Annotated in this window: 16 protein-coding genes; 6 read left to right on the forward strand and 10 right to left on the reverse strand. The window is 65.6% G+C overall.

Annotation, left to right across the window (positions count from 1 at the left end):
• Positions 1-89: 89 nt before the first annotated feature.
• From APH44_RS16240 to APH44_RS16260, 5 genes are all read left to right on the forward strand, one after another.
• Positions 90-1,112: a YCF48-related protein gene (locus tag APH44_RS16240; protein ID WP_054893610.1), complete on the forward strand. Its 1,023-nt coding sequence runs from the start codon at positions 90-92 to the stop codon at positions 1,110-1,112.
• 20 nt (positions 1,113-1,132) lie between these two features.
• Positions 1,133-3,505: an RND family transporter gene (locus APH44_RS16245; RefSeq protein ID WP_370671066.1), complete on the forward strand. Its 2,373-nt coding sequence runs from the start codon at positions 1,133-1,135 to the stop codon at positions 3,503-3,505.
• Between the two features lie 113 nt (positions 3,506-3,618).
• Positions 3,619-3,909 carry a DUF5629 family protein gene (locus tag APH44_RS16250; RefSeq protein ID WP_054893612.1) on the forward strand — a complete coding sequence of 97 codons (291 nt, stop codon included), beginning with the start codon at positions 3,619-3,621 and terminating at the stop codon, positions 3,907-3,909.
• The gene (locus tag APH44_RS16255; protein WP_054893613.1) at positions 3,875-5,005 is read left to right on the forward strand and encodes a lactonase family protein; all 1,131 of its coding nucleotides are present in this window, start codon (positions 3,875-3,877) and stop codon (positions 5,003-5,005) included. The genes APH44_RS16250 and APH44_RS16255 overlap by 35 nt, the downstream gene beginning before the upstream one ends.
• Before the next feature lie 121 nt (positions 5,006-5,126).
• On the forward strand, positions 5,127-5,306 hold the full coding sequence (locus tag APH44_RS16260; RefSeq protein WP_054893614.1) for a hypothetical protein: 180 nt from the start codon (positions 5,127-5,129) through the stop codon (positions 5,304-5,306).
• 126 nt (positions 5,307-5,432) lie between these two features.
• Here APH44_RS16260 and APH44_RS16265 read toward each other — a convergent pair whose 3' ends face one another.
• From APH44_RS16265 to APH44_RS16310, 10 genes are all read right to left on the reverse strand, one after another.
• A complete protein-coding gene (locus APH44_RS16265) occupies positions 5,433-6,026 on the reverse strand; it encodes a glutathione S-transferase (protein ID WP_054893615.1) in 594 nt (197 codons plus the stop codon).
• The gene (locus APH44_RS16270) at positions 6,023-9,667 is read right to left on the reverse strand and encodes an AAA family ATPase (RefSeq protein ID WP_054893616.1); all 3,645 of its coding nucleotides are present in this window, start codon (positions 9,665-9,667) and stop codon (positions 6,023-6,025) included. The genes APH44_RS16265 and APH44_RS16270 overlap by 4 nt, the downstream gene beginning before the upstream one ends.
• A complete protein-coding gene (locus APH44_RS16275) occupies positions 9,664-10,899 on the reverse strand; it encodes an exonuclease SbcCD subunit D C-terminal domain-containing protein (protein ID WP_054893617.1) in 1,236 nt (411 codons plus the stop codon). The genes APH44_RS16270 and APH44_RS16275 overlap by 4 nt, the downstream gene beginning before the upstream one ends.
• 493 nt (positions 10,900-11,392) lie before the next feature.
• Complete coding sequence (locus APH44_RS16280; protein ID WP_054893618.1) at positions 11,393-13,018, reverse strand: BatD family protein; 1,626 nt, start codon at positions 13,016-13,018, stop codon at positions 11,393-11,395.
• Complete coding sequence (locus APH44_RS16285; protein WP_054893619.1) at positions 13,015-14,739, reverse strand: tetratricopeptide repeat protein; 1,725 nt, start codon at positions 14,737-14,739, stop codon at positions 13,015-13,017. Before APH44_RS16285 ends, APH44_RS16280 begins: the two co-directional genes overlap by 4 nt.
• Positions 14,736-15,812, reverse strand: a complete 1,077-nt coding sequence (locus tag APH44_RS16290) for a VWA domain-containing protein (RefSeq protein ID WP_054893620.1) — start codon at positions 15,810-15,812, stop codon at positions 14,736-14,738. The genes APH44_RS16285 and APH44_RS16290 overlap by 4 nt, the downstream gene beginning before the upstream one ends.
• Positions 15,805-16,299, reverse strand: a complete 495-nt coding sequence (locus APH44_RS16295; protein ID WP_054893621.1) for a DUF4381 domain-containing protein — start codon at positions 16,297-16,299, stop codon at positions 15,805-15,807. Before APH44_RS16295 ends, APH44_RS16290 begins: the two co-directional genes overlap by 8 nt.
• On the reverse strand, positions 16,296-17,237 hold the full coding sequence (locus tag APH44_RS16300; RefSeq protein WP_054893622.1) for a DUF58 domain-containing protein: 942 nt from the start codon (positions 17,235-17,237) through the stop codon (positions 16,296-16,298). The genes APH44_RS16295 and APH44_RS16300 overlap by 4 nt, the downstream gene beginning before the upstream one ends.
• Before the next feature lie 4 nt (positions 17,238-17,241).
• Positions 17,242-18,201: a MoxR family ATPase gene (locus tag APH44_RS16305; RefSeq protein ID WP_054893623.1), complete on the reverse strand. Its 960-nt coding sequence runs from the start codon at positions 18,199-18,201 to the stop codon at positions 17,242-17,244.
• Positions 18,202-18,360: 159 nt separating this feature from the next.
• Positions 18,361-19,596: an NCS2 family permease gene (locus tag APH44_RS16310; RefSeq protein ID WP_371105597.1), complete on the reverse strand. Its 1,236-nt coding sequence runs from the start codon at positions 19,594-19,596 to the stop codon at positions 18,361-18,363.
• Positions 19,597-20,063: 467 nt separating this feature from the next.
• Here APH44_RS16310 and APH44_RS16315 point away from each other — a divergent pair, with 467 nt between their 5' ends.
• Positions 20,064-20,819: a GntR family transcriptional regulator gene (locus APH44_RS16315; RefSeq protein WP_054893625.1), complete on the forward strand. Its 756-nt coding sequence runs from the start codon at positions 20,064-20,066 to the stop codon at positions 20,817-20,819.
• The last annotated feature ends 120 nt before the right edge of the window (positions 20,820-20,939 follow it).

Below are 20,939 nucleotides of genomic sequence, written 5' to 3' on the forward strand. Positions count from 1 at the left end.
GCCCAAAGCTATTGCAGGGCTCTGGATCAAGGGTTTTCGCAGTACCTGCAAGGCATTGACCCACTACAAGAACACAACAGGGGGCGGTCATGAGGGAATGGCTGAAGGCGGATGCCAGGCGCGGAGCCTTGGCGTTGACGGCCAGCGCGTTGCTGGCGCTGGGCACATGGACAGGTACCGCACAGGCCGCGGCCGTGGCCGAATATTCGGTGGAATCGGCCAAGGCCAGCCAGAGCCTGCTGATCGACGGCGTGCACGCCGGCAAGCGCCTGGTGGTGGTCGGCGATCGCGGCCATATCCTGTTCTCCGACGACCAGGGCAAGACCTGGACTCAGGCTCGGGTGCCAACCCGTCAACTGCTCACCGCCGTGTTCTTCCTCGACGACAAGCGTGGTTGGGCAGTCGGCCATGACGCGCAGATTCTCGCCAGCAGCGACGGCGGTGCGACGTGGAGCAAGCAGTTCGAAGATCTCTCCCGTGAAGCCCCGCTGCTCGATGTGCGTTTCGTCGATGCCCAGCACGGCTTCGCCGTCGGCGCCTATGGTGCGCTGCTGGAAACCACCGACGGTGGGCAGAACTGGCAGGACGTCGCCGAGCGTCTCGACAACCCCGACCAGTTGCACCTCAATGGCATCACCCAGGTGAAGGATGCCGGCCTGTTCATCGTGGGCGAGCAGGGCAGCATGTTCCGCTCCAGCGACGACGGCCAGACCTGGTCGCACGTCGAAAGCCCCTACGAGGGCTCGCTGTTCGGCGTGACCGGCACTGGGCAGGCGCACACGCTGCTGGCTTACGGACTGCGCGGCAACCTGTTCCGTTCCACCGACTTTGGCGACACCTGGCAAGCCATCCCGCTGGAGGCGGGACGGGGGGCGCTCGAATTCGGCCTGGCAAACGCTACGCTTCTCGATGATGGCAGCCTCGTCGTGGTCGGTAACGGTGGCAGCGTGCTGCGCAGCCGCGACGACGGACAGACGTTCACGGTCTACAACCGCGCCGATCGCATCGCGCTGTCCGGTGTCAGCGGTCTGGCCGATGGCGGCCTGCTGCTGGTGGGGCAGGGTGGCGTACACCTGGCCACCGCCGAAGGCGCCGAGGAGGCTCGGCCATGACCCGTCCGGAGAATTTCAACATGCCCCACCACAAGGACAAGGCCACCCTGCTCGAGCGGCTGATCTTCAACAACCGCCCCGTGGTCATCGCCCTGTGCGTGCTGGTGAGCATCTTCCTGTTCTGGCAGGCCACGCAGATTCGCCCCTCCACCAGCTTCGAGAAGATGATCCCGCTGCAGCACCCGTTCATCGAACAGATGATGGAGCACCGCAATGACCTGGCCAACCTCGGCAACACCGTGCGCATTTCGGTCGAGGCGGTCAACGGCGACATCTTCGACAAGGACTACATGGAGACCCTGCGCCAGATCCACGACGAGGTGTTCTACATCCCTGGCGTCGACCGTGCCGGGCTGAAGTCGTTGTGGAGCCCGAGCGTGCGCTGGAGCGAGGTGACCGAGGAAGGTTTCTCCGGCGGCGAGGTGATCCCCAACACCTACAACGGCTCGCAGGACAGCCTCGACACCTTGCGTGACAACGTGCTCAAGTCTGGCCAGGTCGGGCGCCTGGTGGCCAACAACTTCAAGTCGAGCATCGTCGACATCCCGCTGCTGGAAAACTTCCCCGACCCACAAGACCCGGGCAAGCTGACCAAGCTGGACTACCAGAAATTCTCCCACCAACTGGAAGAGAAGATCCGCGACAAGTTCCAGGCGCAGAACCCGAACGTGAAGATCCACATCGTCGGCTTCGCCAAGAAGGTCGGTGACCTGATCGACGGCCTGGTGATGGTGGCGATGTTCTTCGGGGTTGCGCTGGTCATCACCTGGGCGTTGCTGTACTGGTTCACCTGGTGCATTCGCAGCACCATCGCCGTGCTCATCACCACGCTGGTGGCGGTGGTGTGGCAGCTAGGGCTGATGCATGCGGTCGGCTTCGGCCTCGATCCTTACTCGATGCTGGTGCCGTTCCTGATCTTCGCCATCGGTATCTCGCACGGGGTGCAGAAGATCAACGGCATCGCCTTGCAGTCCAGCGATGCCGACAACGCCCTGACCGCAGCGCGGCGCACCTTCCGCCAGTTGTTCCTGCCGGGGATGATCGCCATCCTCGCCGACGCCGTGGGCTTCATCACCTTGCTGATCATCGACATTGGCGTGATCCGCGAACTGGCCATCGGGGCCTCGATCGGTGTGGCGGTCATCGTCTTCACCAACCTGATCCTGCTGCCGGTCGCGATCAGCTACGTCGGCATCAGCCAGAAGGCCATCGCCCGCAGCAAGAAGGACGCGGTCTGCGAGCACCCGTTCTGGCGCCTGCTGTCGAACTTCGCCAGCCCCAAGGTGGCGCCGGTGTCGATCGCACTCGCGCTGGTCGCCTTTGCCGGCGGTCTCTGGTACAGCCAGAACCTGAAGATCGGCGATCTCGACCAGGGCGCGCCGGAGCTGCGTCCGGATTCGCGCTACAACCAGGACAACAGCTTCATCATCAACAACTACTCGACCAGTTCGGATGTGCTGGTGATCATGGTCAAGACCCCGGCAGAGAGCTGCTCGATCCACTCGACCATGGCGCCGATCGACGAGCTGATGTGGACCATGGACAACACGCCGGGCGTGCAGTCGACCATCTCCCTGGTGACCGTGTCCAAGCAGGTCATCAAGGGCATGAACGAGGGCAGCCTGAAGTGGGAGACCCTCTCGCGCAACCCGGACATCCTCAACAACTCCATCGCCCGCGCAGACGGCCTGTACAACGCCGACTGCTCGTTGGCACCGGTGCTGGTGTTCCTCAACGACCACAAGGCCGAGACCCTCGAGCGCGTCACCACGGCGGCCAAGGCCTTTGCCGATGCGCACAACAAGGAAGGCCTGCAGTTCCTCATGGCGGCCGGTAACGCCGGCATCGAGGCGGCCACCAACGAGGTGATCAAGTCGGCCGAGCTGACCATCCTGATCCTGGTGTACATCTGCGTGGCGGTGATGTGCATGATCACCTTCCGCTCCTTCGCCGCCACCCTGTGCATCGTCCTGCCGCTGGTCCTGACCTCGGTACTGGGCAACGCGCTGATGGCGTTCATGGGCATTGGCGTGAAGGTCGCGACGCTGCCGGTGGTCGCCTTGGGCGTGGGGATCGGTGTGGACTACGGCATCTATATCTACAGCCGCCTGGAAAGCTTCCTGCGCGCGGGCCTGCCGCTGCAGGAGGCCTATTACGAGACCCTGCGCTCCACCGGCAAGGCGGTGCTGTTCACCGGTCTGTGCCTGGCAATCGGCGTGTGCACCTGGATTTTCTCGGCGATCAAGTTCCAGGCCGACATGGGCCTGATGCTGACCTTCATGCTGCTCTGGAACATGTTCGGCGCGTTGTGGCTGCTGCCGGCGCTGGCACGGTTCCTGATCAAGCCCGAGAAGATGGTGGGCAAGGAGGGGGGCTCGATCTTCGCCCACTGAGGAAACTGACGCTATTCGTGCAGGAGCGGCGCAAGGCCGCTCCTGCACAGTTTCAAGGCCTCTTGCAGTGATCCGAAGATATAATGGCCACCTTCCTACCCCAAGGTGCACCCATGCCCCCTCTCGCAACCGCCCTGCAAACCTGCGACATGCTCCTGATCGACGGCCTGCACGCCTTCGAATTCACCTGCGACACTTCCGGCCTCACCATCGAATGCATGGACGGGCGCCAGTTGCGCCGCTGGAGCTTCACCCCCGAACAGATCGCCGCTGCGCGGGCAGAGGGGAACGATTGGCTGCTCGACGATGCCCAAGCAGAACACCGTCTAGTCTTGATGAGTGCGTTTCGCGCCCCGGAAGATGACGAAGATGAAGCTGACCTCCAAGAGCCTGCTGACCGCTAGTCTGATGAGCCTGTCGATCCACACCCAGGCTGCCACCTTGCTGGTCGGCAGTTACACCGAAGGTGCCAGCCAAGGCATCTACCGTTATCAATTCGACCCGCGCAGCGGCCAGATCGCCACGCCAGCCCAGCAGGTGGTCAAGGCTGTCAGCCCGTCCTGGCTGGTGCTGTCTGCCGACCAGCGTCAACTGTTCGCGGTGAACGAGACGCCCGCGGGGCACATCAGCAGCTTTGGTGTGAGCGGCAAAGGCGAGATAACCCCGCTGAACCAGGTCGCCAGCCTGGGCGATGAACCGACCCACGCCAGCCTCAGTCACGACCAGCGCTACCTGTTCGTCGCCAACTACGCGGTGGCGCCCGATCCTGGCGGTAGCCTGGTGGTGGTCCCGGTGGCGCGCGACGGCAAGCTCAAGGCGGTGCTACAGCAGCTGCGCCATGCCCCGAGCAAGGTCAATCCCGAGCGCCAGGCCGGTGCCCATGTGCACTCGGTGGTCCAGTCGCCCGATGGCCGCCACCTGTATGCCAGTGACCTGGGCGCCGACAAGGTGTTCATCTACCGCTACGACGGCGCCAGTACCGACCGGCCGCTGAGCCCGGCGATACCCGCGTTCGTCACCTTGCCGCCAGGCAGCGGGCCACGGCACCTGCTGTTCGATGCCAAGGGGCGGCATGCCTACCTCACGCTGGAAATGAGTGCCGAGGTGGTGGCCTTCGACGTTCTGGACGGTGCGTTGCTCGAGCGTCAGCGCCTGCCGTTGGCCGACAGCACCGAACCTGCCGCCAAGGCCGCGGGCGGCCTGCACTTGTCCGCCGATGGACGTTTCCTGTACGTCAGCAACCGCGGCAGCGCCAACCAGATCGTGGTCTACGCCGTGGGTAAGGACGACGGCCAGTTGACCTTGCTGCAGCGTCGCTCGGTGGAAGGCGATCACCCCCGGGAATTCACCCTGGATCCAAGCGGCAACTTCCTGCTGGTGGCCAACCAGAAGAGCAACCAGATCGTGGTCATGCGCCGTGATCCGCGCAGCGGCAAGCTTGGCGAAACGGTGCAGACACTGCCCCAGGACGCGCCTTCGGACCTGAAGTTTCTCGATTGACTATCAATCGGCTTGATAATCGCTACTGCTGCAATGAATTTCAGCCAAGCGCCTCGTCGGCGTAAGTTTGACCCAAGGCCCAAGAGGGCCACTGTCAAACAGCGAAGACGAGGACACACCGATGAACTTCAATCTCTTCCCGGTCATTGCCGCTTCTGCCATTTCCGCTTCCGTCGTGCTGCCGGTCCATGCCCAGTCGGAAAGCCGCAGCAAAACTGTCGAAACCCACAGCTACACCGAGCAGTACCTGCGCCAGAGTGCCCATTTCCACGCAGCCCTGAGTGCCAAGCACAGCAGCTGATCGACCCCTGACAGGTTTTTGTGGGAGCGGGCTTGCTTGCGAAGCAGTCACCACGGTGCCATGGCACCGACTCCGCCGGTGTTTGCGAGCAAGCCTACTCCCACAGAAACCTGGTCAATGGGTTTTTCAGCGGGCCATGATCGCCTTGAACAGGTCCGATGCCAGCCATCCCTGCAACCAGCTCCGCACCCGCGGATAAGCCGCCTCGGCGAACCACTGAGGTTCGACCCCGGCGAACTGGCGCAGCAATGGCAGCAACGCGGCATCAGTCAGGCTTGGGTGGTCCGCCAGCAGGAAAGGCCTGCTCTCGAGCAGGCCTTCGAGCTCCGCCAGCCAGGCTTCGGCCTGCTGGCGGTAATGCTCGCGTGAATGCTCCGGGTAGCGCTCGGCGTATTTGTACAGGTTGACCTGCGCCTTGAAGTCCCGGTCATTGCGCGCGATCAGCGCTTCGCCCCGTTCAGCCGCCAGTGGATCGGCCAGCAGCCGCCAGTCTTGCGGGTCGTCTTGCGCCAGCGCCCAGCGCATGATGTCCAGACTCTCCTCCAGCACCCGCTCCCCGGTATCGAGCACCGGCACCGTGCCCTTGGGCGACAGGGCCAGCAGTTCGGCTGGCTTGTCCTTGAGCGCCACCTCGCGAACTTCCACGTCACAGCCTGCATAACGCAGGGCCAGGCGCGCACGCATGGCCCAGGGGCAACGGCGGAATGAATAGAGGATCACCCGCAGACCTCGACATCGCTCAGGCCATTGCCCTGGCGGCGTACCTGGATCTGTACCGGAATGCGCTCATGCATCTCCTGCACGTGGGAAATCACCGCGACCTTGCGCCCCTGGGCCTGCAGGCCGTCGAGCGCATCCATGGCCAGCTGCAACGACTCGGGGTCCAGGCTGCCGAAGCCTTCGTCGATGAACAGCGACTCGATGCGCAGGGTGCTCGAGGCCATCGACGCCAGCCCCAGTGCCAGTGCCAGCGAGACCAGGAAGGTCTCACCGCCCGACAGCGAGTGCACCGAGCGCAGTTCGTCGCCCATCTCGGTGTCCAGCACCAGCAGGCCGAGGGCGCTGCCACCGCGCTTGAGGCGATAGCGCCGGGCCAACTGGCGCAACTGATTGTTGGCGTGGTGCAGCAGCAGGTCGAGGTTGTAGCCCTGGGCGATCTTGCGGAACACATCGCCTGAGGCCGAGCCGATCAGGTCATTGAGCCGGCCCCAGCGCTGGCGCTCGCCACGGGCCTTGTCGATGTCGTCGGCGAGTGCCTGGTGCGCCTGCTGGCGACGCTGGTCGTCGGCCTGTTGGGCGCGCAGTTCGGCGCAGTGCTGTTCGTGGATGGCCAATTGCTCGCGCAGTTCGCCAAGGCTCTGTTGCAGGTCTTCGGCCGACACCTGGACGTTCGAATCGGCGCTGTGCTGTTGCAGGCGCTGTTCGCGCTCGTGCAGCAGCACCCGCGCCTGCTCGACGGCCTTGTCGGCGTCCTGCAAGTGCTGGCGCAGCGCGCTGACGGCGGCGTCGTCGATGGCCAGCAGGCGCTCCAGACCAACGTCGTCCAACTCAGGGTGCTCGGCGCGCCATTGGGCGATGTCGCCGTGCAGTTGCTGGTGTTCCTGTTCCAGTGCCTGCTGGCGATTGCCGTTGGCCTTGAGCTCACTGGCCAACTGCACGCCTTGGGTGCGCAGCGTCTGCAGGTGTTGTGCGGTATCCGCGTCGAGCGCCCGTGCCTGCTCCAGTTGCGCGTCCATATGCTGTTGCCAGGCTTCGGCGCTGGGCTGTTCGCCGAGCAACTCGGCCAGTGCGGCCTGGGCCTGCTGTCGCTGGGCCTCGAGGGCGGCGAGTTGCTGACGCAGTTGTTCCTGGGTGTCCAGCCGTGCTTGATGCTGGTCGCGCAGCTTGTCCAGCTGTAGCTGGCGCGCCTGCTGTTCTTCCTGTTCGTCCTTGCGCTGTTCGAGCTGCTGCAGGCGCTGGGTGATCTGCTGGTCGAGGGCGACGAAAGCGTGGGTCGGGTCGTCGCTCAGGGCCTTGAGTACGTCGTCCGGCAGTACGCTGGCGAGGTCCTTCAGCCCTTGTTGCAGTTGTTGCTCGTCGTTGGCCAAGGCCTGGTGCTGTTGCTCCAGATGGCGCTGGGCCTGTTGCTGGGCCTCTTGCGCCGCCTGCAACTGCTGGGTGAGGCGGGCGGCGTCCTTTTGCAGGGCGAGCAGGGCGCTCTGGCGCTTCTCGTCCTTGCCGATTTCCTCGTCCAGGCGCCGCAGCTGGCTGTCGAGCCAGGCGCTGCGAGCCTTGTCGTCCTGCGGTGCCAGGGCTGGCCACAGACTGTGGGCCTGCACCTGTGCGACCAAGGGCTGCAGCTGTTCGCCGAGTTGCTGTTGCTGCTGTTGGAAATCCTTGAGCTGGGCGTTGACCACGCCCAACTGGGTGCGCAGCTCCACCAGCTGACCGTTGAGGGCCTCGACCTGTTGCTGCGCGGCCTCTTCTTCGGCCTGGTCATGGCGGCCGAGGCTCTGCAACAGCGCTTCGGGCTGGTGGAACGGATGCTCGGCGCTGCCGCAAACCGGGCAGGGTTCGCCGTCGCGCAGTTGGCCGCGCAATTCTTCGACGCTGGTGTTGCGCGCCAGGCGTTGGCGATCGAGCAACTGGCGAGTGAGGGCGAGCGCCTGTTCTGCCGTTTCCAGCCGGGCCTTGGCCGATGTGCCGTCGCTGATCAGTTGCTGGCGCTGCTGCATGGCCTGTTGCTGGCGCTCACGCAGGGCGTCGAGCTGCTGGCGCAGTTCCATCTCGCGACCGTGCAGGCGCGACAGTTCCTCGACAGCACGCTGCTGCTTGCGGTTGTCCTGCAGCATGCCGCCGAGCAAGTCGATCTGTTCGGCCAGGGCCTGGGGTTCGGCCTTGGCTTCGCGGAACAGCAGTTCGAAACTGTCGCGCTGGGTTTGCAGCTGGGTATTGGCCTGGCTGGCCTGCGCCTGCAAGCCTGGCAGTTCTTCGCGACCCTTGGCCAGACGGCCACCGATCAGCATCACCTGCTTGAGCTGCGGCAGGTAGGCCTGCCAGGCATTGGCCAGGCCCGCCAGGTGTTGGCTGTCGGCCAGCGCGGTGTCGATCAGGGCCAGTTGTTCCAGGCTGCGCTGCTGGTTCTGTTCCAGCTGCTGCAGATGCTGCTGGCCTTCGGCAAGGTCCTGCTCAGCCTGCTGGCAGGCCGAGTGCTGTTTTGCCAGGTCCTGGTCGAGGCGGGCGAGGCCGTCCTGGGCGGCAAAGGCCTGGCGCAGGCGGGGAGCGTTCTCGCTGTGCTGCGCCTGGCATTGCGTGAGCGCGTCGCGTGCCGCGAGCTGCGCCTGCTCCAGTTCGCCGGTACGGGTGTGCAGTTCGGTCTGCTGGCGTATCTGCTCGGCGATTTCGGCGGCCAGCGGCGTGAGCTGGGCGGCCAGGGCCAGTTGACGGTGGAACTGATGGCGCTGCGGGGCCAGGCGCTCCAGGCGTTGCAGGTCGATGCGCTGCTCGCTGAGCTGTGCGCTGGCGTGCTCGGCGGCCTTGAGCGCTTCACTGGCCTCGGCGTGTTGGGCCAGCAGGCGCTGTTGTTCGCTGAGCCAGGCGCACTGTTGTTCAAGCTGCCGCTCGCGCGCCTGTTCGCCCTTGAAGTGCTGTTGCGCCTGCTCCAGGCGCTGGTCAAGTTCGGCGCGGGCCTCGGCAGCCAGCGGCAGCAGGTGGCTGGCGCGATCCTCAAGATCCTTGAGCGCTTCGGCGGCCTCGCGCGAGCGGGTGAAGGCGCGCTGCCCCAGGCGGGTATAGATGGCCGTGTTGGTGAGCTTTTCCAGCAGTTCGCTGCGCTCGCGATCGTCGGCCTTGAGGAAGGCTCCGAACTCACTCTGGGCCAGCATCACCGCACGGGTGAACTGCTCGAAATTCAGCCCCAGGCGTGCTTCGGCCAGTTGCTTGTATTCGTTCTTGCCGCTGGCCAGCAGTTGTTCGCCGTCCAGGTCGTAGAAGCTCTGGCGGCTGTGCTGCAATTTGCCGTTGGCCTTGTCACGCGCTCGGTTGGCTTCCCAGCGGGCGCGGTAGCGCTTGCCATCGATGCCGACGAAATCGACCTCGGCAAAGCCGCTGCCGGTGCCGCGGCGCAACAGGTTGCGCGGATCGGAGGTGGGGATTTCGCCGTCGGCGTCCGGCACCTTGGCTTCGCGGCCGATCTCGTTCAGACGTGGCACCGTACCGAACAGCGCCAGGCACAGGGCATCGAGCAGGGTGCTCTTGCCTGCGCCGGTCGGGCCGGTGATGGCGAACAACCCGGCGCTGGCCAAGGGCTCGGCAGTGAAGTCGATGTCGATGGGGCCGGCCAGGGAGGCAAGGTTCTTCAGGCGGATGGCCAGGATCTTCATGGCTGCTCCTCCAGTTGCACGTCCTGCAGCAGCAGGGCGAAGTCGCTCAGGGTCTGTTCATCGACGGGGCTGCCGTAGGCCTGCTCCCAGGCGCGGCCGAACAGGTCCTGCGGGGTCATCTGCGACAGCTCGACGAAGGCCTGTGCGTCCTCGTCCTGAACGTTGCGCCCAGCATATTCGGCGCTGATGCGCACCAGGCGCACTGCCTTGCCCAGCAGTGCGCTTTCGATCTGTTGCCGCAGGTCGGGCTGCGGTTCGTCCAGGCGTACTCGCACTTCCAGCCACGGCTGGCGGTTGGGGTCTTCGAGGAGGTCGATCACCGGCAGGTCGGCAAGCTGCTCGAGCAGTTCGCCGAGCGGTGCCGGGCCCATGCGCTGCAAGGCCACGGCCCGCGGTACCAGGCGCGGTTCGACGCTGAGCAGCTCGGTGCCGTCCAGCTCGATCTCCAGTACCTGGTGCGGGTAGTTGATCTCGGCGAACGACAGCGGGATAGGCGCGCCGCTGTAGCGGATGCGGTTCTCCCGGTTGACCTTCTGTGGCTTGTGCAGGTGGCCCAGGGCGACATAACTGATGGCCTTGTCGAACAACCGCGCCGGCAGGGCTTCGGCGTTGCCGATGATCAGGCTGCGCTCGGAGTCTTCGGAAATCGAGCCGCCGGCCATGTGGGCGTGGCTGATGGCGATCAGCGCCTGGTCCTTCTTGCGCTTGCCAAGGGCGGCGGCGATCAGTTGCTGATGCACCTGGGTGATGCCTTGCAGGTAGTCATCGCCCAGTTGCGGGCCGGTGACTTCTGCCGGGCGCAGGAAGGGTAGGGCCAGGCACCATGCACAGACCTTGCCGCGGGCGTTGGTCAGCGGGATCAGCAGGCGTTCGGCGTCGAGCTGGCCTTCGTCGAGCCAGTGCACTCGGCCCAGGGCGTGAGTGCGCAGGCGGCGCATCAGGGCGGCGGGCAATTCGATGCGCGAGCCGGAGTCGTGGTTGCCGGCGATCATCACGATGTCCAGCTTGGGCTGCTGTTCGTGGGCCTGGACGATGAAGTCGTAGAGGCGCTCCTGGGCTTTGACCGGTGGGTTGACCGTGTCGAAGATATCCCCGGCGATCAACAGCGCGTCGGGTTGGCGCAGGCGCAGCTGGCCGAGCAGCCAGTCGAGGAAGCAGGCGTGTTCGAAGTCGCGTTCCTGGCCGTGGAGGCTCTGGCCCAGGTGCCAGTCGGAGGTGTGAAACAGACGCATGGAGGACCTGTTGGTGTCGAATCAAGCGAGCGGCCGGGGCTGCGCTTGGGATGGGGTCTCGGAGGGCGGGTATGGTAACCCAAGTGGCTGCGCAGGTTCGCTTTTGCTGTTGCTGCGAGGTCGCCAGGCGAGTGTTTGCTTAGAGGCTGATAGGTGTTCGCCGAAAGATTTTTGGCGCCTATGAGATCGAGCGCCGCCCGCGCGGCGCTTCGCGGGCAAGTCGGAGCGCCGAACCGCCGCCCCTACAGTTTGTTTCGGGCCAGGTATGCCTGTGCCACAGGCGCGCGACGCCTGGTGTGTACGACTCGGTACCGCGCCGTGCGCCAAAGGGGTCGCGCGAAAATGCCACAGGATTCATTGGCCCGAAACAAACTGTAGGAGCGGGCTTGCCCGCGAAGCGCCGCGCGGGCGGCGCTCGATCTCACAGGCGCTAAAAATCTATCGGCGAGCACCTGTCAGCCCTCACGCAATCACATGCGAACACTGTGAAAACTCACTTGGGATAAAGCGGCGGCAAACCCCCACCATCCCCACCCACAGGCAACCCCTGCTGAGCCGAAGGAATATCCCCGATCGCCCGCCACAACTCATCCCCCTGCCAATGCTGCCCCGCCTCGCTGTAGAGCGCGCCATTGAGCCCATCCAGGGCATTGGACAAGGGCACGAAGCGCGCCGCCATCTCCGCCAGGGTCTCGGGTTGCTGCCGCGCCCAGGCGTCCAGCGCCTGGCGCGTCGCCTGCGGATCGTTGGCGAGGGTCGCGCGCTTGAGATCGTCGAGCAGCGTACGCGGGCTGGGCCCACTCTGCGATGCGCGCAGTACCGCCGGTTGCGAACGCGCCCGCCACCAGAGGGCAAAGCCCAGCAGTGTGGTCAGCGCCAATATCATCGTTGCCAGTTGCCACGGCCAGAGCAGCGCAGATCCGCTGCTGACATCCCCCACCGGCGTGTCGGCGCTCAACGCCGGGTTATCGTCGACCTTGATGCTTCGCGCCGGCAGGCTACTGTGCTCCAGATGGTCTTCGAGGGTGTTCCACCAGGTGACCTCCAGCGCAGGCAGCATCAGGTTGCCACTGTGGATCGGCACCAGCGCTTCGCGCTCCTCACGATTGGCGGTCATGCCGCGTTCATTGATCTCGTTGCGCAGCAGGGGTTGGTCCGGGTAACGGCGCAGGCCAGTGACCTCGGTAGCCGGCAGCGGTGGCAACTGCGTGCTGGACAGCCCCTCGGCGCGCAGGGTGATGCTGCGCGTCAGGGAATCACCAATCTGCGTCGGCTGCTGGTTCGGGTCGGGGTTCCAACGTTCTTCCAGGCTGAGGCTGCGGGCCGGGAGCCAGGTCACACCGGCAGGCCAGGTCGCGGGGATGGCCTTGACCTGCAGGTCAAGCGGCAACGAGCTGACCTGCACCTGGCGCCCGCTGCGTGCTCCGCCGGCAGGCGGTTCAGCGCTGTCGGCAGCGGTGGCGGTGAAGGTCAGGGGAGGCACTTGCAGTGCGCCGCTCTGTTGCGGATAAAGCGCGTAGCGGGTTTCGATCACGCCATGGCGCACGCCGTTGATTTCTTTTTCGTAGGTGCGCGACTCGCCCAGCGGCTCGACCTTGGCGTTCTCAAGGCGCAGCGGGCTGAGGTTGCTGTCGTCGTAAAGCGACACCGAATGGTAGATGCGCAGGGTCAGTACGGCCTGGGCCTGGACGTAGACCTCGGGGTTGTCGAGGGTCGCCTCGATGAACACCTGCGAGGCGCTGTCCGGGCGATTGGGGTCGGGTTGTACCACTTGCAATTCGATGGCCTGGCTGCGCGACTGCCCCAGTTGCAACTCCGGGATCTGCAGGCTGCCGCTGCGCCGTGGCAGCAGGGTGACGATCCAGCGGGTGCTGGCACGGGTTTCGCCATCGAGGGTGTGCAGGCTGTTGAGCTGGCGGGTGCCGCGCACTTCGAAGTCGCCCTCCAGGGCGCGCAGGTCAGGTTTGCCGAACTGGGTGACATCCTGGCTTTCCAGCGTGAGCTCCAGGGTTTCACCGGCCTCCACGCGGGTGCGATCGACACTCGCCTGCAGCGCCGGTTGGGCCTGGGCCAGGGTGAGCCAGAGCAGGCTGAGCAAGAAGACGCCGAGGCGACTCATCGTTGGGGTTCCTGATGCAATTGCTGTTCGTACCAGAATTTGCGTCGCAGCAACTGCGCCGGGTTGTCGGGGATCTCCCGCAACCACTGCTCCAGGGCCTGGCGCTGTTCGGCGTCGAGGCTGGTAGAGGTGGGCCGCTGCGGCGGCTGGGTGAGGCTGTCATCATCGCCGCCCTGGTTGCCGGACGACGCCTGGTTGTTGCTGTTGCTGGTGCTGTCGCCACCGTCCTGCGCGGGGCTCTGTTCGTCGTTGCCGGGCGTGCCCTGGGCACTGCTGGCGGCCGAGCTGCTGTTGCCGTCGGTGTCGCGGCTCGGCGTTGGTTGTGCGTCGCTGGTGTCCGGTTTTTGCTCGGCGCGGGCCTCGCGTTGTTGCAGCAGTTGTTGCACCAGTGCCTGGTTGTCCAGCGCCGGTTGCAGGTCGGGCTGGCGCTCCAGTGCCTGCTCGTAGGCATCCAGAGCGGCATCCAGTTCGCCAGCGCGGGCCAGGGCGTTGCCTCGATTGTAGTGGGCCGCGGCGCTGTTGCCCTGGGCGAAGGCCTGGGCGGCGCCAGTGTAGTCGCCTGCCTGGTACAGCGCCATGCCGCGCCACTGCGGATCCTCGAAGCGCTGGGCGGCTTCGGCCGGGCGCTGGTGTTGCAGCAGGTGCTGGCCCTGTTGGTCGGGGCGACGCCAGAGGTCCTGGAATTCGAACGCCTGGCTCGGTTGGGGCAGGGCCAGCAGCAGTGGCAGGCAGAACAGCCAGCCGCGACGTCCGGCGCAGGCGGCCAGCAGCAACAGGGGCAGCAATAGCCAGTAGCCCTGGTCGGCCCAGCTGTCCAGTTGCAGGGTCTGGCCGTCGTTGCGCAGGGCGCGGGGGGAGTCGAACAGGCCCAGACCGCGCAGGTCGAGATCGTCGATACGGGCATGCCGGTAGCGTCCGCCCGTGCCGGCGATGAAGCGCTTGAGCTCGGCGCTGTCCAGGCGTGGGACGAGGATGGCGCCCTGGTCATCCTTGAGGTACTCGCCACTGGCCTGGCGCACGGGCGCGCCCTCGGCGGTGCCGACGCCGAGCATCAACAAAGAGGGGCCCTGGCGACCCAGGGCCTGGACGATACCCTGGCGCTCCTGCTGGCTGAGCGAGCTCCCGATCAGCAGCACGCGGCCTTGCCCCAGGCCGCTCTGAGCGAGCAGCGCCAGGCCCTTTTGCACTGCCAGGTCGGCGCGGTGGCCGGGCTGCGGCATGATCGAGGGGTCGACGGCCTCGAGCAGGTTGCGTGTGGTGCCCAGGTCATCCGACAGTGGCACCAGGGTGTGCGCGCTGCCGGCATAGACGATCAACGCGGTCTGGCTGTCGCGACGGTGTTCGAGCAGGTCGAGCACCTTGCGTCGGGCCTGTTCCAGACGGTTGGGCGGGCTGTCTTCGGCGAGCATCTGCGGGGTCAGTTCGAGCAGGATCACCAGCGGGTCGGCCGGGCGTTGGCGGGTTTCTTCCAGGCGCTGCCAGCTGGGCCCGAGCAGGGCCAGGAGCACCAGCAGCCAGGCCAGGCCCAGGGCGATCCACGGCAGCTTGCTGGTGCTGCCATTGCCGCCCCCGAGCAACACTGCATGGAACTGCGGCGGCAGGATCATCTGCCAGCGTCCGGCACGTTTGCGCCGATGCCAGAGCTTGAACAGCAGCCAGCCGAGCAGGGGCACCACCAGCAGCCAGAGTGGGCGCAGCCATTGTGGCCAGAGTTCGATCATCGCCGCCTCCTCAGGCGCAGGCGCTTGAGGCGCTGGCGCCATTCGGGGTGGGGCTGCAGAAAGCGTGGTCGACGCAGCGCGCGTTGCAGCAGATTGTCAGGCCACTGCACGGCGATCACCAACAGGACGCTGAGCAGCAGCGCCAGGGCCAGCGGCCAGGCATAAAGCTCCCTGGCGGTGCGCGCCTGGGTGGGTTGCTGGGCTACTGGTTCGAGCTGATCGAGGGTGTCACCGATGCTGTTCAGCTCGGCACCGTCATGGGCGCGGAAATAGGCGCCATGGGTGAGCTCGGCGATTTCCTTGAGTGAGGCTTCGTCCAGGTCCAGGCTCGGATTCAGGCCGAGCAGGCCTGGAGTACCACTGGCGTCGGGGTTGGCGCCGATGCCGATGGTGTAGATGCGTACGCCTTCCTGGGCCGCCAGGCGCGCGGCCGTCAGGGGATGTATCAGCCCGCCGTTGTTGGCGCCATCGGTCACTAGCACCAGCACCCGGCTCTGTGCCGGGCGCTGACGCAGGCGCTTGACCGCAAGGCCGATGGCATCACCGATGGCGGTGTTCTTGCCGGCGATGCCGATCTGCGCTTCGTCGAGGAAGGTACGCACGGTGCGTCGGTCGAAGGTCAGCGGGGCTTGCAGGTAGGCCTCGCTGCCGAACAGGATCAGCCCAACCCGGTCGCCTTCACGGTCCTGGAGAAAGTCACCGAGCAGCGCCTTGACCAGGTCGAGGCGACTGATTTCGTCGCCTTTCCATTGCATGTCGGGGAAGTCCATCGAGCCCGACACGTCCACCGCTACCAGCAGGTCGCGGCCGCTGGCCGCGATCGGTACCGGGTCGCCCAGCCACTGTGGCCGGGCGGCCGCCAGCAGCAGAAGCAGCCAGATCACCACGAACGGCGCCTGCTGGCGCCAGGTTGGCAGGTTGAGGCGGGCGCGGCGCCCGGCAAGGCCTTCAAGCTCATCGAGAAAGCCCACCTTGAGCACCGGCTCGCCACTGTCGGCGGCAGGCAACAGCAGGCGCATTAGCCAGGGCAGCGGCAGCAGGGCGAAGATCCACGGCCAGGCCAGGTCAAACATGTTTGCGAATCCAGGTCTCGACCGCCTGGGCGAGCCCGGCGATGGCCTTGTCGTCGAGCTTGCACTCGGGCTTGTAGGCGCCTTCGACCAGTACCATCCAGCGGGTCAGGCCGGCGGCCGGACAGCGGTTGTCGAGAAACGCCAGCCACTGGCGGCCGTTGAGGGTGTGGCTGTTGGCGCCGGGGTAGTGATTGCGGCACAGGCGTTTGAGCAGGGCATTGATCTGCTGCAGCCAGGCACCCGCCGGTGCACCGTCGTAGGGGCGCGGCAAGCGGGCGAGTTCGGCCAGGGCTTCGACGCGGATCGGGTCCAGTGGCTGTTCGGCGGGCGGCGCCTGGCGTCGGCCTGGCCGCCAGCGACGCAGGCGCCATAGCCCCCAGCCGAGCAGCGGCAACAGGACCAGCAGCAGCCACCAGCCCGGCGCCGGTGGCCACAGGCCGATGGCCGGCGGGGCGATCAGGGGTTGCAGCTGGTCGAGCGGGTTCATTGGCCGCTTCCCGGACGCTGGTTGAGGTACTCGCGCAACTGCTCGATCATTTCGCTCTGGGTGCTCAACGGCATCAGCACCACGCGCATTTTCTGCGCCAGCAGTTCCCAGCGCTCGATACGTGCTTCGGCCTGTTGGCGATAGAGCTGGCGCAGGTTGGCGTCCAGGGTGTCGAGCTCCAGGTGCGCGCCGCGTTGAGCGAAGCGTAGCAGGCCAGCGGCGGGCAGGGCGTGGTCGAGAGGGTCGGAGACCGGCATCAGCAGCACGTCGCAGTGGCGTGAGAGCATTGCCAGGTGCTGTTCGACGGCCTGGGTGAGCGCGCGTTCGTCGCAGATGACGATGGCCAGGCTGCCGGGGCGCAGCACTTCGCGCGCGCGGCGCAGTGCCAGGCCCAGGCTGTCGGGTTGGGGCAACGCTTCGGTGTGCAGCGACTGGTTGACCTTGGCCAGGCGGTTGAGCAGTTGCAGCAGGCTCTGCTTGCTGCGGCGGGGCTTGATCTCGTGGTGTTCGTTGTCGCCGAACACCAGGCCGCCGATGCGGTCGTTATGGCCCAGCGCCGCCCAGCCGAACAACGCCGCCGCCTGGGCCGCGAGCACCGACTTGAACATCAGGCCCGAGCCGAAGAACAGGCGCTGGCTCTGCTCGACCATGATGAAGATCGGCCGCTCGCGCTCTTCATGGAACAGCTTGGTGTGGGGTTCCTGCGTGCGAGCGGTGACACGCCAGTCGATGTTGCGCACGTCGTCGCCGGCCTGGTACACGCGCACCTGGTCGAAGTCGACCCCGCGTCCGCGCAGCTTGGAATGGTGCAGGCCCACCAGCGGGCTGCGCTGGCCGGGCCGGGAGAACAGCTGGATCTCGCGCACGCGGTGGCGCATGTCGATCAGCTCGGCCAGGCCGATGCGGATGCCGGGTTCGGCGAGGTGCGTGGCGGGCATGGGGTCAGGCGACGGCGACGACGTCGAGGATACGCTGTACCACTCGGTCCTGGTCGATGCCCGCAGCTTCGGCTTCGAACGACAGGATGACGCGGTGGCGCAGCACGTCGAACAGCACGGCCTGGATGTCTTCCGGGCTGACGAAGTCGCGCCCGGCCAGCCAGGCATGGGCACGTGCGCAGCGGTCCAGGGCGATCGAGCCACGGGGGCTGGCGCCGTAGGCGATCCAGTCGGCCAGTTCGCTGTCGAACTTGGCCGGGGTGCGCGTGGCCATGACCAGTTGCACCAGGTATTCCTCCACGGCATCGGCCATGTACAGGCCGAGGATTTCCTTGCGTGCGGCGAAGATCGCCTGCTGGCTGACCTGGCGCTCCGGCTTGACCTCGCCGCCCAGCGCCTCGCCACGGGCCTGCTGGAGGATACGACGTTCGACGGCCGCGTCGGGGAAGCCGATTTTGACGTGCATGAGGAAACGGTCGAGTTGCGCTTCGGGCAGCGGGTAGGTGCCTTCCTGCTCGATCGGGTTCTGCGTGGCCATGACCAGGAACAGCGGCGACAGCTCGTAGGTGCTGCGGCCCACGCTGACCTGGCGCTCGGCCATGGCCTCGAGCAGTGCCGATTGCACCTTGGCCGGGGCGCGGTTGATCTCGTCTGCCAGGACCAGGTTGTGGAAGATCGGCCCTTGCTGGAACACGAAGCTGCCGGTTTCCGGACGATAGATCTCGGTGCCGGTAATATCGGCTGGCAGCAGGTCGGGGGTGAACTGGATACGGTGGAACTGCGCCTCGATACCCTCGGCCAACTCCTTGATGGCCTTGGTCTTGGCCAGGCCCGGTGCACCCTCGACCAGCATGTGCCCGTCGGCGAGCAGGACGATCAGCAGGCGCTCGACCAGCTTCTCCTGGCCAAGGATCTGGGAGGAGAGAAAGGTGCGCAGCGCGATCAGCGCTTCACGGTGTTCCATCGTCGGCGGTTCCTGGAAATGGGCCGGGCGCTTGGGGGAGGGCGGTTGCCGGGCAGGGGGTGATACTTTAATCCATCCAGGGGTGCGGCGACCAATTGGGTTTCCGAAAAATTCCTGACGGCTGGAGTGGGCCGGGCCCGTTGCGGGCCCGGCGACGTTTCAGAGGAACACGAACTTGGCGATGAAGATCACGCACAGCACCCACAGGCTTGCGGAAATTTCCTTGTACTTGCCGGTCCCGGCCTTGAGCACGACGTAGCTGATGAAGCCCAGGGCGATGCCGTCGGCTACCGAAAAGGTCAACGGCATCATGATCGCGGTGACGATCGCCGGGATGCTGTCGGTCGCCTCGTCCCAGTTGATGTGCGCCATGCTGCCCATCATCAGCATCGCCACGTAGATCAGCGCGCCGGCCGTGGCATAGGCGGGGATCATCCCGGCCAGCGGGGCGAAGAACATCGCCGCGACGAACAGCAGCCCGACCACCACCGCCGTCAAGCCGGTGCGCCCGCCCGCGGCGACCCCGGCGGCACTTTCCACGTAGCTGGTCACCGGCGGTACACCTACTGCGGCGCCGAACACGCTGGAGGCACTGTCGGCTTTAAGGGCACGCGACAGGTTCTCGATGCGACCGTCCGGGGCCACCAGGTTCGCCCGCTGCGCCACGCCCATCAAGGTGCCGGCGGTGTCGAACATGTGCACGAACAGGAAGGCCAGCACCACGCTGATCATGCTGACGTTGAATACCCCGGCCACGTCCATGGCCATCCAGGTCGGTGCCAGGCTCGGTGGCAGCGAGAACACCCCGCCGTACTGCACCAGGCCCAGGCCCCAGCCGGCCAGGGTCACGGCGATGATGCTGATGAGAATGGCGCCGAACACCCGGTGGTAGCTCAGCACCGCGATCATCAGGAAACACACGGCCGCCAGCAGCGGTCCGGGTTCATGCAGCGAACCGAGCTTGATCAGCGTCGCCGGACTGTCGACGATGATGCCGGCGGTCTTCAGGCCGATCAGCCCGAGGAACAGCCCGACCCCGGCACCCATGGCATGGCGCAGGCTCACCGGAATGCTGTTGAGCAGCCACTCGCGCACCCGCGACAGGGTCAGCAGCATGAACAGCACGCCCGAGACGAACACGGCGCCCAGCGCGGCCTCCCAGGTGTAGCCCATGGTGCCGACCACGGTGTAGGTGAAGAAGGCGTTGAGCCCCATGCCCGGTGCCAGGCCCACCGGCCAGTTGGCGTACAGGCCCATCAGCAGGCAGCCCAGGGCGGCGGCGATGCAGGTGGCGACGAAGGCGGCACCGTGATCGATACCGGCGTCGGCCATGATGTTGGGGTTGACGAAGATGATGTAGGCCATGGTGATGAAGGTGGTCATCCCGGCGATCATTTCGGTCCTGACGGTCGTGCCGTGGTGCCGGAGTTTGAAGATCCGCTCCAGCCATCCCGGTCGGGGCGACGCAGCGAGATCCAGCGTTGGGGCTTCGGATTTGCGGCTTTCCACAGCGAGTACTCCTCAAGTCTTTCTTGTTGTTCTGGAGCCTTGGTCCTGCGCATGCACTTGGCGGCTCCGCGAGGGGGTGGCAGACGCCTGACGGCTTTGTTGACTTTTGGGTCAGGAAGTTGCTCGATGGATTATGCTTTTGTGTACAAAGAATGCAAATAATGTTTTATCTTTTGTGCGCACAATCTGCGTCAGCGCAGCTATATGGGAATTGGCCACCTGCAGAAACGGCTCAGCCTGTGTACAATGCGCAGATACCTTGATCCCTTTTTTCACCCCAGGACTTGCCAGCCACCCTCTGACAGGTATTACAGTCGAGGTTCCACTGGCCGATCCCTTGTGCTCGAGTGCCCATGAACGAACAGCTGCAACCTCTGAAGAAACCTGCGCGCACAGCCAAGGCCGGCCGCAGCGGTACCCAGGACGACATCGTCTATGCGCACATTTTCGAGGCCATTCTCGAACAGCGCCTGGCGCCGGGCACCAAGTTGAGCGAGGAAGCGCTGGGCGAGATCTTCGGCGTCAGCCGCACCATCATTCGCCGCGCCTTGTCGCGTCTGGCCCATGAAAGCGTGGTGTTGTTGCGACCCAACCGTGGTGCGGTCGTGGCCAGCCCCACGGTGGAGGAGGCGCGCCAGGTGTTCTTCTCCCGGCGCATGGTCGAGCGCGCCATCACCGAGCTTGCGGTGCAGCACGCCACCGGCGAGCAACTCAACGAACTGCGCCAGATGGTCCGCGAGGAGCGCGACAGCTTCTCGCGTGGCGATCGTGGCGCCGGCATCCGTCTTTCCGGCGAGTTCCACCTCAAGCTGGCCGAGGCGGCCGGCAATGCACCGCTGGTCAGCTTCCAGCGCAGCCTGGTGTCGCAAACGTCGTTGATCATCGCCCAGTACGAAAGCGGCAACCGCTCGCATTGCTCGTACGACGAGCACATGCAGCTGATCGACGCCATCGAGGCGCGCGATGCCGAGCAGGCGGTGAGCCTGATGATGCATCACATGGATCATATCGACAGCAAGCTCAACCTTGACGAAGACAGCGCGTCCGACGACCTGCATGCGGTGTTCTCGCACCTGCTGAAAAAACCCAAGGCTGCCGCCAAGGGTTGATCGTTTGCCTGAATGAATGACCGAGGGCTGCTGCGCAGCCCATCGCCGGACCAGCCCGCTCCCACAGGTTGGACTGCTGCCAAGTTGGACATGAATCCAACCTTTGCGGCAGTTCAGGTA

This window comes from Pseudomonas sp. NBRC 111143 (assembly GCF_001320965.1).
Classification (GTDB): domain Bacteria; phylum Pseudomonadota; class Gammaproteobacteria; order Pseudomonadales; family Pseudomonadaceae; genus Aquipseudomonas; species Aquipseudomonas machongensis.